The following is a 14,697-nucleotide window of genomic DNA, read 5'->3' on the forward strand; positions in this document are numbered from 1 at the left end:
TCTATACACCTGACGGTTCACCTCCATCGCCAAGAAGAATCGTTACGGAAAGCCCCCCAAGCTCGCTTCGCTCTGCCTGCAAACCGCTATCCTCCCCGAACGTGATACGGATTCTGCGATGAATGTTCACCATCCCCGTTGTTTCGGCCTGATCCTGTTCCACATGCAATGACTTTCGGATTTGCTCAAGCGCCACATCGGTTAACCGGTCTCCGTTATCCTCCACGATGATGCGAACCTGGTCGCCCGCCTGTTCAAAGCGTACCGCAATCAAACCGTTCTTCGTTTTTTTCTCCAGGCTGTGCTTGAATGCGTTTTCAATGATCGGTTGAACGATCAACCGAGGTACGGGGATCGGCCGCAGCTCATCCGGCAGCGGATCGAAGCGTACCTGAATCCTTCTCGAAAACCGTAACTCCTGAATTTCTGCATACATTCTCGCATGATGAACTTCCTGCTCCAATGCAACCAAATCCGATGCATTCCTCGTCACGAATTCGAAATACTCCCCGAGCAGCGTCGTAAACTGTTCGATCCGTTCCGTATCTCCCGTCTTGGCCATCGTATTCAGGATAAAAAAGCTGTTATATAAAAAGTGCGGGTTGATTTGCGATTGCAGCTGCTTCAGCTCCGCCCGCTGCGTCATGATTTTCTGCTTGTAGACTTGATCGATCAAAGAGCGCAGATTGTCCACCATCTGGTTAAACCTGCCGTATAAGTACCTGAACTCGTCTTTGGATTCATGGGCGATATGGATGCTCAGATCCCCGTGCTCGATCCTTCTGAAGCCTTTAACTAAAGCCAGCATAGGTTTGTGGATGAACTTATAGGTAGACAGCGCAAAAACGCCAAATATCCCCAGCGCGGCTGCGGCAAATCCCCAAGCCCATTTGTAGAACTTGCTCAGCGGCTTCTGTACGACCTTCTCGGGAATGAAACGATAGATCGACAGCGCTAGCTCCGGCGAGTGCGCCTGCACGGCATAGTACCGGTTCCCATTTACCGTCAGCCGCGAAGGATTGTCCGCCAGAAGCGCCGGGATTTCCCGCAGGAAAAGGGGGAAGCTATCGTTAGCCAGCTCCCCTGTCCCGTTCGAGACGGCAACCTTGGCGCTGTCTGACAGGAGCAGCGTTCCGCTGCCGTTGTACGTATTGAATTGGGCGAGCGCTTCCTGCAGCCGCTGCTCGTCCAGCTCGATCTCGACCGTGAACAGCGGCTCTGCCCCTTTGATTCCCCGCTGTTTCATGGCGCCAAGGAACAAGCCTCCGTTCCATTCAATGAGCTGAGAGCCGCTGCCAAAGACGGAACGGATTTCCCGGAAGCGTTCGGTCCTGAATTCACGCACCCCATCGCCGGCTGAAATCGTGCGGCCGATCGCCGCGATATGAACACTGACATCCTTGATATACATGCTGCTGTTCTGAACGGTATACAGCCGCTTGATCAACGAATTCATGTTCTCGGTACGGGCGATCGTCGCCATCGTCTCCCAGGTCAGGACCAGTTCATTCAGGTTATCATCCTCCAGCAGGCTGTACTGCAGCATTTTCATGCGTTCGATTTCGTTTTCCAGATCGGTCAGGTAGAATTCGGATTGCGCGGCTGCCGTCTTGGTAATGTCGGAGCTGGCCGTTTGCACGTTCCAATGGTAAAGATACACGGCAAATAACAGAATCGGCACCATAATGAGCAGAAACGTCACGATCAACCGGAGAAATATCGTATTGCGCAGCGAAAAGTCCCGTCGGAACATCAATGGCATTGCCCCCAGCATTTTTTATTCGATTATAGCCTACATTTCGTCAGGGCAGCCAGACTTATGTCGGGCAACATCGACTTGCGCTGTGTCCTTAGCCTTAGCCCTTCACGCTTCCGAGAACGATGCCCTTTACGAAATATTTCTGCAAGAACGGGTATGCCAAAATAATCGGAAGCGAGCCGAGAAAGATCTGCGACGATTTCAGCGTCCGATCGGAGATCAGCGCCAGGTTCAGCATATCGTCCCTCGACATATTCGACAGGTTTTGCTGGATTACGATCGTTTGAATATAGCTTTGCAGCGGATAATTGGACGGGTCTCCCATCAGCAGCAGTCCGTCGAACCAGCTATTCCAGTGCTCCACCATGGAAAACAAAGCAAGCGTGGCAAGCGCAGGCTTGGATATCGGGACAAAAATCGCCCACATCGTCCGCCAGTGGCTTGCTCCGTCGATGAGCGCCGCCTCTTCAAGCTCCTTCGGAATTTCCCTGAAAAAATTAAGCAGCAGAACGACGCTGAACACGGGAACCGCGCTCGGCAAAATCAATGCCCATATCGTATCCAGCATACCGTATTCTTTTATCGTTGAATACCAAGGAATCAGGCCACCATTAAACAGCATCGTGATGAAAAAGATCCAAGCGTACGCGCTCCGAAGCCGAAAAGAACGTGTCTCTTTCGATAACGGGTAGGCAATCAACACGGTCAGCAGCAAATTAAGCGGAGTCCCCAAACCGATCCTCGTGAGCGATACCAGCATCGAATCCCAAAACTCGTGGCGGCTTGCCGTATACAAGTAGGAAGCCAGCGTCACGTCGACAGGCCACAGCTTCACATATCCCGCCGAGGCCGCCGCGCTGGAGCTAAAGGAAACCGCAATGATGTGAATCAAAGGAAGAACGCAAATTAGCGAGATCAAAATCAGGAATATGGCATTGATCAGGGAAAACCACTCAAACCGTCTTTTTTGCCGGATACGGCCCCTTCCAGCCGAAGTTGGCACCAATCGTTGCTGCATCGTTTCCCCTCCTTAAAAAATCCGGTATTTCGCAAACCGATAGGCCAGAAAGTAAGAGCCCGAGATCAAAGTGAGCGAAATGACCGATTTGAAAAATCCGACCGCCGTCGCCACCCCGTACTGGGCGTCAAGCAAACCGATCCGATAGACAAACGTATCCAGAATGTCGCCGCTTTCGTATACTTGCGGGCTGTATAAATTAAACACCTGATCGAAGCCGGCATTCAGCAGCTGTCCCAGGCTTAACACCGATAACAGGACAATCACCATGCGCATGCCCGGAATCGTAATATGCCATATTTTACGCCAACGGTTAGCACCGTCGATCGTTGCCGCTTCGTATAACCCCGGATCAATTCCGGTAATCGCAGCCAAGTAAACAATCGTGCCGTACCCGAAGTTTTTCCATACGTCGGAGGCGATGAGCGTGAACGGAAACCATTCGTTATCGCCCAGGAAAAAGATTTTGGGAATGCCAAGCAGGCCAAGAAATCCGTTGACGATGCCTCCGGACGGGGAAAGGATATCAATCAGGATACCGCCAAGCACGACCCAGGACAGAAAATAAGGCAAGTAAATGGCCGTTTGGACCGATCGCTTGACCACATTGTTTTTGAGTTCGTTCAACAGGACGGCGAACACGATCGGAACGATGAGCCCCAGAATAAGCTTAAAACTCGAAATAAACAGTGTATTCCACAAAACCTGCGTAAAATTCGGCAGGCTCATCACATACTCGAAATTGTCCCAGCCGACCCATTGCTGATCGCCGAAGAGGCCTTTGGCAGGGATAAACCTCTGAAACGCGATCGTGATGCCGGCCATCGGAATGTACGAAAATAAAACGATCAGAATCAGTCCCGGCAATATCATCACATGGAGCGGCAGCTCTCTTCGCCATTTCGCTTTCATTCGTGAACCTCCAATTCGTAGGTAACAGGTTCGGAGGGAGTAACGACAAGGTGCTCCCTCCGGCCCGGATTATCGCTTCGCCTGTTCGTACCACTCGTTGACTTCTTGCGTGATTTGATCCCCGCCGAGCTTTTTCCAATCCTCTACGAACCGGTCGAAGGTGTCGATGGATTCGCCTAAAATAATCTTGACGAAAACCTCGTTTTGCATTTTTTCGAGCGTCGTCTTGCGCTCCACCATTGTCGGCGTCGGAGCGCCGACGAATTTTTCCTGCAGGAATTGGTCGTTTTTATCGTATTGGTCGGCGATGCCCATGGAGCCCTGTTCCCCGTAAATCCGTTCCCAGCCCCATAGCGCAAAGCCTTCGGATGAGCCCGATTCGTAAGCTTCCAGTTTTTCCTGGATCGTCTTGGCCTCTCCGGTTAACTTCGAGAAGTCGCCGGCATTGCGCGCCGCATCGATTTCCCGGAACGCATCCACGTTCTTCATGACCGGATACGGCGTGACCGGAGACAGCTGCCATACGCTTTCGGCTTCCGGCGGCGCAAAGTATTTATCGAATTCGGCGGTTTCCCCCCAGTTTTTCTCAAGATGCAGATTGAACATTTTGATGACGGCTTCCGGATGGGCCGCATCCTTCTTGACGGCGAAGAATCGGGTGGTGCTGAATTTGAGCGGCACCTTCGGTGCTTCCCCCGATTCGGATACGATCGGGAACGCTTGCCACTGCGCATTCGGATCGTTATCGCGGTTCAGCTGAAGCGGCCAGATGGAATTCCACTGCTCGCCGTACTCCATACCGATCTTGCCGGCCGAGATTTGCTCCGAAACCTTGCCTCCGTCTTTGATACCGAATTCTTGGTCGATCTGTCCGTTTTTGGACATCTCTTGCAAAACCTGAAGCGCCTTTTTCACTTCCGGTTGGATGCTCCCAAAGGCGAGCTTGCCGGAGTCATCCTCGATCCAAATGTTAGGGTAAGCATTATAGCCGGCCATAAATCCCTCAAGCCCCATCGCGCCCCCCCATAAATCCTTCGTAACGCCAAGTCCGTACGTATCCTGCACTCCATTCCCGTCCGGATCGTTCTCCGTAAACGCTTTCGATATGGCCAGTACGTCAGCCATCGTCTTCGGCGGCTTAAGTCCCAGCTTCTCCAGCCAGTCCGTCCGGATCCAGATGTACATCGACCGCTCGATCGAGGATTCCAACTGAGGAATCGCCATCAGCTTTCCGTCGAACGTAGCGGCGTCAAAAGCACTCGTCCCTTCTTGCAGCAGCACTTCCTTCGTCATCGGGGAAGCGTACGTTTCGTAAAGTTCCGTCATATCCATGATTTGGTCCGAATCCGCCAATTGCTTGAGCTGGGTGGCGTTGACCGGAATCACGTCCGGCAGGTCGCCGGAGGCCAGCGTCACGTTTATTTTCTGCAGGTATTGGTCGGAGGTCGGGCTGCCTTTGACTACCCACTTGTACTTAACTTTGATACCAAGCTGTTCCTCATACAATTGCGTCCATCGATTGTTGTCGATCGTTTCGTCTTTAAGCACGCCCAGCACGTTATTTTCCACGACGTCGCTAAGATCCCTTACGAACGATACCTCGATTGGCGGATTATATTTGCCGAAAGGGCCGTCATTCGCTACGGTGCTTGGATCGGTCTTGGCCGTTTCGTCTGAACTGCCGCTGCCGGACCCACTGCCTCCGCAGGCCGAAAGCAGGAGCGAAGCCATTAACAGTCCGGATATCGCCCTTCGCCATACTGAATTCATTTTTTGCATGTGCATCCCCCGTTCTATTAAATTCACCTACGCTTGGTTACGCTTTCATTATCACCGACCTCCCTTTATTCCAACAACCCTCAACTCTTTACATCACTTCTCCGCTGTTTACCCTTATGCAATTTTGTACATGACAAAGCCCCGACTGCATGATTGGAGTCGAGGCTTCACTGATCCGTAAAATATTTTATATTTTCAGTTCTCAACTTGAATGTTTGTTGACGCGTCAATAGGTCTTCCCATATCCCTCCAGAGGATATGGTTACCATCATGTATTCGTCCACATAGTCGTATTCCTATTCCATAAATAAAAAAGCAATCCGATAACCTATTAATAAAAAGAATAATATGACAATAGGCTGCCATATATAATCTTCTTTTTAGATATGAATAGAGCCTCTAATCGCCATTTAAGTTATTCGCATTGAAAATGGTTTAAATACAATTAAAACAATATAATGATTATGAACTGTCATAAGAGGATTTAATTTCAAGGGTTGTTCATGTTAAGGGTGGTGAAAAATAGCTATGCGTAAAAAAGATAGGAACGTAACAGGTATTCTATTGGCCATAATTTACTGTGTTGTTCTTTTTGAGATTTTAATTGATGCACCTCCTGGTGAAGCTCCAAATAATCCGCCTTGGGCTTACGCAATGATTCCACTTGGAGCTGTTGTAATCACTTCGCTCTTTGATTTCGTGATCAAATTCGATTTCTTCAAAAAAAAGAAAAAGTGAATGGAGTGCACATGTATTGGATCTCACGACTGCCCCGGCAGGGGTGGCCGCGATACGGTTAGTCGGTGCGGATGCGTCGCCTAATCCTGCTTCACTGCCTATCTCTTTTTATTTTTACTGATAAATAATTTTGAAAATCTCTATCGCTTGCTCGGGATTGAACATATAATTCTAAAATGTTCCTTTCGGTAAAACGATTGGATAGTTTTTCACCATTTCTTTTTCTTATTTCCGAATAGGGCTAGCTTCAGCAAATAGGCTCCGTCTTTTTTGATAAAAGGAATGGTTGCAATTCCTAATACGACGATATAAATAAATGCAACCGTAAAACAAGTTGAGGTAATTTTAGAGTATTGGAACAAACTCGGAGTATCCGTAAAGTAGCAAATCAATTTCAAGATAGATATGTTCAAGGCTATGGAGACCAACGCCACAAACCCTGAGAGTGTACGTTTTCCCTCATTTTCAAGTTTTTGGGCACGAAATAACATCGACCAGAATAAGGATGTCCATATATAATACAGAATAACAATCAAAAACCAAATAAACCATAAAAATGCTAAGATTAACAATAGTATGTTCCCCAACTCCCTTCGTTGAAATCGTTGCTGATTTTGTTGTTTGGGGGAATGCTCTAGATGACCATTGCGTTCCTTCCAATTACAGAACCTGTTCCCCGCTACGATGCTTCCTTCTAACACCATTGCTTCTACTTAAATAATCCATGCCCATCATCTTAAAAGGTTTGGTGTCTTTTTGTCCATCGGATCATTTCTCCATTCATTTTCAAATCGACAAGCTTGTAATTGATTCGAGGTTATCGTTCGAAATGAAATCACCGACGCCTTTTCTAAGCCCATCGGACAACGCAACAAACCACGTAATCTCAAGTACATCTCCTACTAGGGTTATCATTCGCTACTCCTAGACCTTAAGTGTTTTCCTTTATCCAAGAGCGCAACTTATCGGCATAGAAAGAGCGTTCATCTGGATCGGACTGAGAACCCATTGTCAGATAAAGTTGATCATTCTCATATCTAGGGTAAACATGGAGATGATAATGCCACACGTCTTGATTGCCAGCAGGTTCATTATGTTGCCGCGTAGATATTCCATCACATCCATATGTACTTTTCATTGCATATGCTGTAAGCTGAGCCGCGCGGTGAATTTCCACAGCGTAATCCATAGGGAGTTCAAAGATGTTCTCGAAATGTTGATTAGGAACAACAAGAACATGCCCTTTATTGTTTGGCCACCATTTGCTCGCGATAAATGCCGTTACCTTTTCATTCTGATAGATGATTTCCCTTTGTTTTGTTCCCTGATTAGGTCGCTCGATACCCCAAATACGACAAAATGGACATTCGTATCCTTCGGGCTTATGTGAAAATGCTGCTGTCATCTTTCTCATCCAACTCCTTTCATATTTCTCCAAACAGCTATTAGACGCAGGCAGCTTCTGTTCGTTGCGTTATTGTTAGCAAAAACGCGGCTGGCCGATCCATCCGGCAGCCGCGTTGTAGTTATTTATCAAGCTAAGGTCACCCGTCCGTTAGTTCAACCTAAACTCCATTTTTCTACTCTTCGTTGTCATTCCAAATGATGTATAAAACGAATATGCAGAAGCATTGTTCTCCGATACCCCTAATTCAATACTATCGACTTTCAGGCTTCCTCCGAAATCAATAACATATTGCATAAGTCTCTTTCCAACGCCCTTATTTCTATACGTTTCGGAAACACACAAACTATTTACATATAATAGATTTCTCGCATTTACAAATGAATTTTCCGTTATGTCTTCTTCCTTCATCACTACTAGTCCGATTATCTCTAAGCCTATGGTAGCAACAAAAATATGCTGTTTGGGATCAATTAGCTGGCTTAAGAAAAATTCCTTCCCGACTGGAGTTGAGTTTTCTTTATACAAATCGGGTCTTTCAAAAACGTGGAGATCATGAACCTGCCTAAACAAAGGTAGCAAAGACTCGTAGTCATCTTGGTGAGCGTTTCGGATAGATATATCCATATTTCTGGCCTCCAATATTTTAACATATTATATCATGATTTATTTTCGGCTTTTTCTAATCTGCATTATTTCGAATATTTCAATGATATAAGGTAGTTGATCCCGATCTTCTTTGCCCTTTTCATAGGTATTTGCCTGCGTTTATATTCTTCAAAACCTAATTTAGAATAGAGTTTCATGGCTGGAATATTGGTATCAGCAACTTCTTCAATCAAGTAAGCCTCATAAGGTGTATGCTCAAGGATATGACGAATCATTTGAGAAGCAATACCCTGCCCCCTGAATTCCGCAGCTGTTCCTACGAATTCGATTGAGCCTACACCAGGTGAAGGATTAACAAAGGGAGATTCAAATTCTTTTTTTAGGAAAATACCAGCTAAACTTCCTTTATAAAAGCCTAAATGTTTGCGAAGCTCCTTTGTATCAAGTTTAACCGAGAGTGAAGTTCCATCCGTGCAAGAAGCCATCCCGATCACTTTTCCCTTGTATAAAGCCACATAAAATTGATCCAGAGCGAACATATGAGAGAACGCTGCAGCAATCTTCTTAGGATTTTTGGAGAAAAACCCTAGCCACTGTGTGAATCCCTCTGCGAAAATTTCAGATATCTCTCGCCTCACATCAAACTTGGCCTGATCAGCTTTAACCACGTTAATCATGGTATGGTCACTCCCTTTCCTTAAATAGAAATGCGGTGAGGATAGATGGAGAGGGCATGGTAAAGTTGCTCTTTAGTAATACTTTCATCTGAGCCAATCCCTGAATTGATGCATAAAAAAGAGCTGCCATTTCCTGCGCATCACCCGAGTGAAATTCCCCACGCTCTTGCCCCTTTCGAATGAGCTGTGCCGTAGAATCAAGCAGCCTGGCATTTACCTGTAGGATCTCTTCATAATGTTTCGAGGCTGTGGCGGCTCCAGCTAATAGAGATTGATTAATAAGGATCAGTAGATGGGTTAGTTCCTCCCCGCTGATCATGTCCGTGTAGACTTCGTCGACAAACTGTGCCATTAACTTTTTAGGCGATTGGCCGGATTCAAAGAATGTAATATTGCGTTTCAATCCTGTAACCGCGTAAGCAACCAACTCGTTAAATAACTGATCCTTGTTTTTGTAATGACGATACAGCAGCCCAATGCTAATGCCAGCTGTATCCGCAATATCTTGAACATTCGTCGAGCCAAAACCTTGATTAACAAATAACTGCATCGCGGCTGAATGGATTTTCCCCCTAGTAACATTGCGCATTTCTTCAAACTGTTCCTTGCTGCGTGGCAAACAGGCCCCCTCCTTTTTAATGAATGAAATTTCACTCATTATATAATATTGAGAGTGAAACAACAACATTCAACTCCAAATTAGCGAAATCAACTTTTACTTATCTATTCGATAACCGGCCTTTACGGCAATCGGGACAGGAACTTGTACCGATAAAACAAAAAAGCCGCTAAAATAGCGACTTTCAAAGGGAACATGTTTATGAACACCGTCAATATTGTGCCGGAAATAATGATAATCAATCCAAAAATTAATACGGAATGGCTCCGAACCAGCTTTCTACATCTCTACTAGTATCAATCTCGTAAGTCATTTTCATAGCTGCTTCATGATTCAGCCTCTTTTTAGCCTGGGATACTTTGTGCAGCTAAACTTCATGAATCCCGGGAGGTCGCAAGCTCTGCCTTCATCCGAACGGTGACGGAGGTACCTACACAGAGCTTCGACGAGACGCTCAGGCCATACCCATCGCCAGAGTACAGCTTGATCCTCTCGTTCACGTTAAACAAGCCGTAGGAGCTTCCGTTGCCCGAATGATCGCCAGAGCCGACTCGCTCCTCCGTCAGCAGACGGCGGGACAGCTCCTCGTCCATGCCGATGCCGTTGTCCGAAATCACGAAAACGAGATCACCTTGGTCCAACTCCACAGTAATATCGATAAGTCCCTTCCGGTCCTTCGCCTTACGTATGCCGTGAAGCAACGCATTCTCGACAATCGGCTGCAAAATAAGCTTAGGCATACGATATGCCTCCAACTCATCCCCCGCAGCCACCTTGAAGTCGAACGAGCCGAGGAAGCGGCTCTGCTGAATTTCGAGATACACCTCTGCCAGCCTCAGCTCGTCCGTCACGCTTACGATGGTATTGCCTTTATTCAGACTAAGGCGGAAATACTTCGCGAGACTGTCAATCATCATGCTGATGTCGGTCGCGCCCTTACCGATGGCGATCCAGTTGATTGTATCCAGCGTATTGTAAAGAAAGTGTGGGTTGATCTGCGCCTGCAGCGCCGACAGTTGGGCTTCCCGTTCGCGAATCTCGGCTGTGTAGTTTTCTTCGACGAGCGTACGCACACGCAGGATCAGGTGGTCGACGCTTCGCTCCAACATATGGAAGTCACCATTAACCGCCGGTAACTCATGTAGACCGTCGATCGCATCCTTGCCCTCCTTGCCTTCCTTCCGGATGACAGTGATCACGTGGTTGACGCGCCGATTCATTCCCCTCACGATAATCGCCAGAAGGACAAACGGAAGGATCAGGAACAACGCGACATATTCGATCAGCGAGCGCCACTCTGACCTCTTTGTCAGTCGCTGCGTAGCGGGCGACAGCTGGGATTCCGTTCCCTGGGCGACAAGCTTCCAGCCCGTCGGGGCAAGCGTCGTATACAGCACGTCGCTTTGTACATTGTTCAGCAGAAGCGACTCTGTTCCTTCCGCCCCCTCGTTCAGCGCATCCAGCATGTGAGGTTCAACCGCCGTGCCGATAAGCGCCGCATGGGGATGATAAACGATTGCGCCATCCTCAGCAACAAGGTAAACTGCTGTGCCAGGGGCGAACTGCAGCTCAGATAGAATAGTGGAGACGATGTCTTGACGGACGTCGATCATGAGCACACCGGACACTTTGTCATAATCATCGGGATCCCGCAGCATACGCGCAGCAGATAATATCGTCTCGTTGGGCCCGCCGAGATACGACTCCTCGTAAACGCCCGTCCATACGATTCCGCCGTTTCCATCGATGATGGAATGAAACCACGGTCTAACCATCAAGCTATCCAGCGTGAAGAAATTGATTCTCTCTTCTGCATACAGCTTAGATTTGTCCACGAACACTCGAACATGGAACACGTCAGCATTAGACTGTACGGTCTCGACCAAATAGCGCAAATCCTCAATCACCTTGATCTGTGTACCGATGGACTGATCATCCGAATTAATCGATAAGTACGAATGCAGGTTTGCGTTCATGAATGCGGCGTCGCTTATATCCTCGATGCGCTCCAGACGGTAGGAGAGATTACTCCCGGCCTGCTTAAGCGCTTGCTGCATCGTCCGGATGACCTCGCCCCTCAGAATATCCGCAGAACGCGCGTAATAGCCGTACAAGAAAATGCCCGCCGGAAGCACAATGAGCAGCAGATACGCGATCAACCAAGAACGGGGGATCGAGAAACGGCGAATCGCCGCTGGCTGGCACAGCGGCGAAAGCAGGCCTGTTACGACGTTCCAGGATCTACGCATGAGAATCCCGGTACGCGCTAGGTGTAACACCCGTCACCTTTTTGAACAGCTTTGTGAAGTAACTGGGGTCGGTATATCCGATCGCGTAGCAAATATCATAGAACTTGTACTGCGGATCGCGCAGCAGCTTCTTCGCTTGGTCCACGCGCACCTGGGTCAAATATTCGCCGACGGTCTGTCCCGTCTCTTGCTTAAACAGGAGACTGACGTACGTGGAAGACAAATAGACCGCCTTGCCGATATCGGCCACGGTAAGCCCGCCGTTAGCGTAGTTCTGATCGATGTACCCGCGTACTCGCTCTACGACGTTTGCCACCTTGCCAGTCCGCTTCTCCCGGATGTGTTCTCTGACACTCGCCAGATACGATTCGATCAGCCCCCGCAAATCCTTTAACGTCTCCTTCGCGTACAACGCCTCCGTTAGCTCTGCTTCCATGATTTCCAGCTCGGGGTCCCCCGCGCCAAGCTCCATGAGCAGCTGTCCAATCCCAAGCACCAGCTGCATGCACAGATTGCGGCCGTACTTCAGGCCGTCCGGGCGGGTGTAGGACAAGCTGGCAAAAATCATCTCCACGGCTTCTCTAATCTTGTCCTCATCGTCCGCCTTAAGTGCGGAGATCAGCTTCTCGTTGAGCTCAAAATCGTATCTGCGCATGGCGCCGTCCTCCGGAACCGCCCCCTCCAGACTGTCCATTGTGATGATACGGTTTTTGCCGAGGTACCACTTGTAATCGGCCGCTTCGCGGGCTTGCTTGTAAGCTGGCGCCAGTCCGGATAAGCCGCCTGCCAGATCGCTAATGCCGATCGTCACGCCGATCTTGAGCCAGCGCTCCAGATTGGAGCGAAGATCGCCGGCCAGCGCAAACAATGCCTCCGCCGCTTCGGTTGCTGAATCGCCGCCGGACTCCGATCTCTGCAGCACGCCTACAAATTCGCCGGTACGATGCTCGAAGGCATACCCTCGCATATGCGTATCCAGCAGTTCCTCGTAGATGTTCAGCACCGAATACCACAGCAGCTGGCGGTCGCGCTCGGAACGGCTGGCCATCACATCGGCAAGATCATCCACGGAGACGACCATCACCCAATAGGAGGCGTCCACGGGCAAGTTCAGTCCCAGAAACGACACCCGCTCCGCCAATTCCGGCTTCGGCGCACCCTCACTGATCATGGAGAGCAGGAACTTCTCACGCAGGAGCGGCATACCTTCTTTTAGTTTAACAAGCAGCTCCTGCTTATGAATCCGTTCGGAGCTCTCCGCGTCCAGATCGGTAATGACGCGTTCAATGACCGTACTCAGCTCCTGCAAATTAACCGGCTTGAATATATAGTCGACCGCGCTGACCTTCATCGCCGACTTGAGATAATCGGCGTCGTCGTGCCCGCTGACGAATATGATCTTAATGGAAGGATATTCGGCCGAGATACACTGCGACATTGTAATGCCGTCCATGGTCGGCATCCGGACATCCGTGAGTATAAGATCTGGCTGATCGCGGGTGACCATCTCGAGAGCCACGTCTCCGTCATCCGCTTCGCCCGCCACTTCAATTCCGTAAGCAGCCCAATCGAAATAAGTGCGCAGGCCCGCCCGGACCGCCGGTTCGTCGTCCACGATAAGCAATCGATACATCGCCCGCCATCTCCCTTCTCCTATTTTAACGGCCTAACAGTCTAGCGTCTTGATTGGCAAGCTCGGCTTGCACCTTGTCGATGTCTACTTCGCGAACGGACACGCCGTCTTCGAGCGAGATCGCGGCCGCAATGCCCGCCGCTTGACCCAGCGCGTAACAAGTCGCTTGGACGCGCATCGAGGACATGGCGACATGCGTTGCGGAGATCGATCTGCCCGCAACGAGCAGGTTGTCGATATCGCCTACAGGCACCATCGTGCGATACGGTATATCGTAGCCGTCGACGCGGCGCTCGTCGGTTGTCTTGCCCGCGTCCGGGCTATGAATATCGATCTCGTAATTTGTCTGGGCGACCACATCCGGGAAACGCGTACCGCTTACAACATCCAGTTCGGTCAACGTGTACAGCCCTTCGATTTGATTGGTCTCCCTAACACCTGTCTGCGGAGCGATGTGTGCGATAGCGTATGTCTCGAAGCCCGTTCTCTGCAAATAATGCGCAATGGAGAACACCTGCTTAAGCGCTTCGGTCTCCGCGTAATTGACTTGCTCCATATCGGCTCCGTTCGCCTTGACGCGCGACATGTTAATGAGCAACACGCCGTCGTCGCGCTGCTTCCAATATAACCTGCGTCCCTGCGGGAGGTCGGATACCTCCTCGTAATAATAACAGCCTTCCGGAAGTATCTTCTCTACTGGCTTTCCCGTATCCTGCATCGTAAACATAAGTGTCATCGGCTGCGTGAGTCCATCAGACTCGCGGCCCGAGCGGTAAGGCACACCCGCGTCGATGGCTACTCGCGCGTCGCCCGTGCAATCGATGATGACATCACCTTCTATCGCTCTTAGGCCTTCGCGCGTCGAGACGATAACCGCACCGACCCCGCTGCCGCTGCGTATCGTGCCAACGAATTCACAATGGAAGTAGACCGATACGCCTTCCTTTTTCATTTTGTCATTCAAGTATTGGCGTAGCAAAAATGGCGAATATTGCGGAGCGATCGATTCGTCGTGGCCGGCGGGCAGATAGTCGGCCAGCATCTCCTTGACGATCTCGCGGTAGATGCCGGTCACATTACCGACAGGCATAAACACGCTTACGTTGGCAAGCGTCCCCATCCCGCCGAGCTGAGCGGACTTCTCCAGCAAGATCACTTGTTTGCCGCGTCTGGCCGCGCCAATGGCAGCGGCTGTCCCCGCAGGTCCGCCTCCGATGACGACGACGTCCGCCTTGGTATGGGTTTTCACGTGACGTTCGAACGAATACACTGCATTATTCATAATGATCTCTCCCTTTG

Annotated in this window: 13 protein-coding genes; 1 reads left to right on the forward strand and 12 read right to left on the reverse strand. The window is 49.5% G+C overall.

The features are described from left to right. Position 1 precedes the first annotated feature (1 nt). The 4 genes from M4D81_RS19310 to M4D81_RS19325 form a co-directional block, all read right to left on the reverse strand. The gene (locus tag M4D81_RS19310; RefSeq protein WP_260067866.1) at positions 2 to 1,753 is read right to left on the reverse strand and encodes a sensor histidine kinase; all 1,752 of its coding nucleotides are present in this window, start codon (positions 1,751 to 1,753) and stop codon (positions 2 to 4) included. Between the two features lie 103 nt (positions 1,754 to 1,856). Continuing rightward, on the reverse strand, positions 1,857 to 2,777 hold the full coding sequence (locus M4D81_RS19315) for a carbohydrate ABC transporter permease (RefSeq protein WP_260067712.1): 921 nt from the start codon (positions 2,775 to 2,777) through the stop codon (positions 1,857 to 1,859). A 12-nt stretch (positions 2,778 to 2,789) separates the two neighbouring features. Continuing rightward, entirely contained in the window at positions 2,790 to 3,689 is a 900-nt protein-coding gene (locus M4D81_RS19320) for an ABC transporter permease (RefSeq protein WP_260067713.1), read from the reverse strand. A 69-nt stretch (positions 3,690 to 3,758) separates the two neighbouring features. After that, positions 3,759 to 5,468: an extracellular solute-binding protein gene (locus tag M4D81_RS19325; protein WP_397376716.1), complete on the reverse strand. Its 1,710-nt coding sequence runs from the start codon at positions 5,466 to 5,468 to the stop codon at positions 3,759 to 3,761. 528 nt (positions 5,469 to 5,996) lie between these two features. On the opposite strand from M4D81_RS19325, the gene M4D81_RS19330 reads away from it, so the two are divergent. Further along, on the forward strand, positions 5,997 to 6,206 hold the full coding sequence (locus M4D81_RS19330; protein WP_071219080.1) for a hypothetical protein: 210 nt from the start codon (positions 5,997 to 5,999) through the stop codon (positions 6,204 to 6,206). Between the two features lie 786 nt (positions 6,207 to 6,992). Here M4D81_RS19330 and M4D81_RS19335 read toward each other — a convergent pair. The 8 genes from M4D81_RS19335 to M4D81_RS19370 all read right to left on the reverse strand — a co-directional run bounded on the left by M4D81_RS19335 (position 6,993) and on the right by M4D81_RS19370 (position 14,680). Next, the gene (locus M4D81_RS19335) at positions 6,993 to 7,121 is read right to left on the reverse strand and encodes a hypothetical protein (protein ID WP_260067715.1); all 129 of its coding nucleotides are present in this window, start codon (positions 7,119 to 7,121) and stop codon (positions 6,993 to 6,995) included. A gap of 16 nt (positions 7,122 to 7,137) precedes the next feature. Continuing rightward, a complete protein-coding gene (locus M4D81_RS19340) occupies positions 7,138 to 7,611 on the reverse strand; it encodes an HIT family protein (RefSeq protein WP_260067716.1) in 474 nt (157 codons plus the stop codon). 150 nt (positions 7,612 to 7,761) lie between these two features. Next, entirely contained in the window at positions 7,762 to 8,238 is a 477-nt protein-coding gene (locus tag M4D81_RS19345; RefSeq protein ID WP_260067717.1) for a GNAT family N-acetyltransferase, read from the reverse strand. Between the two features lie 65 nt (positions 8,239 to 8,303). Next, positions 8,304 to 8,897 carry a GNAT family N-acetyltransferase gene (locus M4D81_RS19350; protein ID WP_260067718.1) on the reverse strand — a complete coding sequence of 198 codons (594 nt, stop codon included), beginning with the start codon at positions 8,895 to 8,897 and terminating at the stop codon, positions 8,304 to 8,306. A gap of 7 nt (positions 8,898 to 8,904) precedes the next feature. After that, a complete protein-coding gene (locus M4D81_RS19355; protein ID WP_260067719.1) occupies positions 8,905 to 9,516 on the reverse strand; it encodes a TetR/AcrR family transcriptional regulator in 612 nt (203 codons plus the stop codon). Positions 9,517 to 9,890: 374 nt separating this feature from the next. After that, complete coding sequence (locus M4D81_RS19360; RefSeq protein WP_260067720.1) at positions 9,891 to 11,765, reverse strand: cache domain-containing sensor histidine kinase; 1,875 nt, start codon at positions 11,763 to 11,765, stop codon at positions 9,891 to 9,893. Beyond that, positions 11,758 to 13,398, reverse strand: coding sequence for a response regulator (locus tag M4D81_RS19365; protein WP_260067721.1), 1,641 nt, complete (start codon positions 13,396 to 13,398; stop codon positions 11,758 to 11,760). The genes M4D81_RS19360 and M4D81_RS19365 overlap by 8 nt, the downstream gene beginning before the upstream one ends. Positions 13,399 to 13,423: 25 nt before the next feature. After that, positions 13,424 to 14,680, reverse strand: a complete 1,257-nt coding sequence (locus M4D81_RS19370) for an FAD-dependent oxidoreductase (protein WP_311200682.1) — start codon at positions 14,678 to 14,680, stop codon at positions 13,424 to 13,426. Positions 14,681 to 14,697: the final 17 nt, after the last annotated feature.

It is taken from the genome of Paenibacillus sp. p3-SID867 (assembly GCF_025142895.1).
Lineage (GTDB): Bacteria > Bacillota > Bacilli > Paenibacillales > Paenibacillaceae > Paenibacillus_AQ.

Excerpts from the sequence above, each read along its gene's own strand:
- M4D81_RS19310 (WP_260067866.1), bottom strand. The coding sequence starts at position 1,753 with ATGTTCCGACGGGACTTTTCGCTGCGCAATACGATATTTCTCCGGTTG.
- M4D81_RS19315 (WP_260067712.1), bottom strand. The coding sequence starts at position 2,777 with ATGCAGCAACGATTGGTGCCAACTTCGGCTGGAAGGGGCCGTATCCGG.
- M4D81_RS19320 (WP_260067713.1), bottom strand. The coding sequence starts at position 3,689 with ATGAAAGCGAAATGGCGAAGAGAGCTGCCGCTCCATGTGATGATATTG.
- M4D81_RS19325 (WP_397376716.1), bottom strand. The coding sequence starts at position 5,468 with ATGCAAAAAATGAATTCAGTATGGCGAAGGGCGATATCCGGACTGTTA.
- M4D81_RS19330 (WP_071219080.1), top strand. The coding sequence starts at position 5,997 with ATGCGTAAAAAAGATAGGAACGTAACAGGTATTCTATTGGCCATAATT.
- M4D81_RS19335 (WP_260067715.1), bottom strand. The coding sequence starts at position 7,121 with ATGATAACCCTAGTAGGAGATGTACTTGAGATTACGTGGTTTGTTGCG.
- M4D81_RS19340 (WP_260067716.1), bottom strand. The coding sequence starts at position 7,611 with ATGACAGCAGCATTTTCACATAAGCCCGAAGGATACGAATGTCCATTT.
- M4D81_RS19345 (WP_260067717.1), bottom strand. The coding sequence starts at position 8,238 with ATGGATATATCTATCCGAAACGCTCACCAAGATGACTACGAGTCTTTG.
- M4D81_RS19350 (WP_260067718.1), bottom strand. The coding sequence starts at position 8,897 with ATGATTAACGTGGTTAAAGCTGATCAGGCCAAGTTTGATGTGAGGCGA.
- M4D81_RS19360 (WP_260067720.1), bottom strand. The coding sequence starts at position 11,765 with ATGCGTAGATCCTGGAACGTCGTAACAGGCCTGCTTTCGCCGCTGTGC.
- M4D81_RS19365 (WP_260067721.1), bottom strand. The coding sequence starts at position 13,398 with ATGTATCGATTGCTTATCGTGGACGACGAACCGGCGGTCCGGGCGGGC.
- M4D81_RS19370 (WP_311200682.1), bottom strand. The coding sequence starts at position 14,680 with ATGAATAATGCAGTGTATTCGTTCGAACGTCACGTGAAAACCCATACC.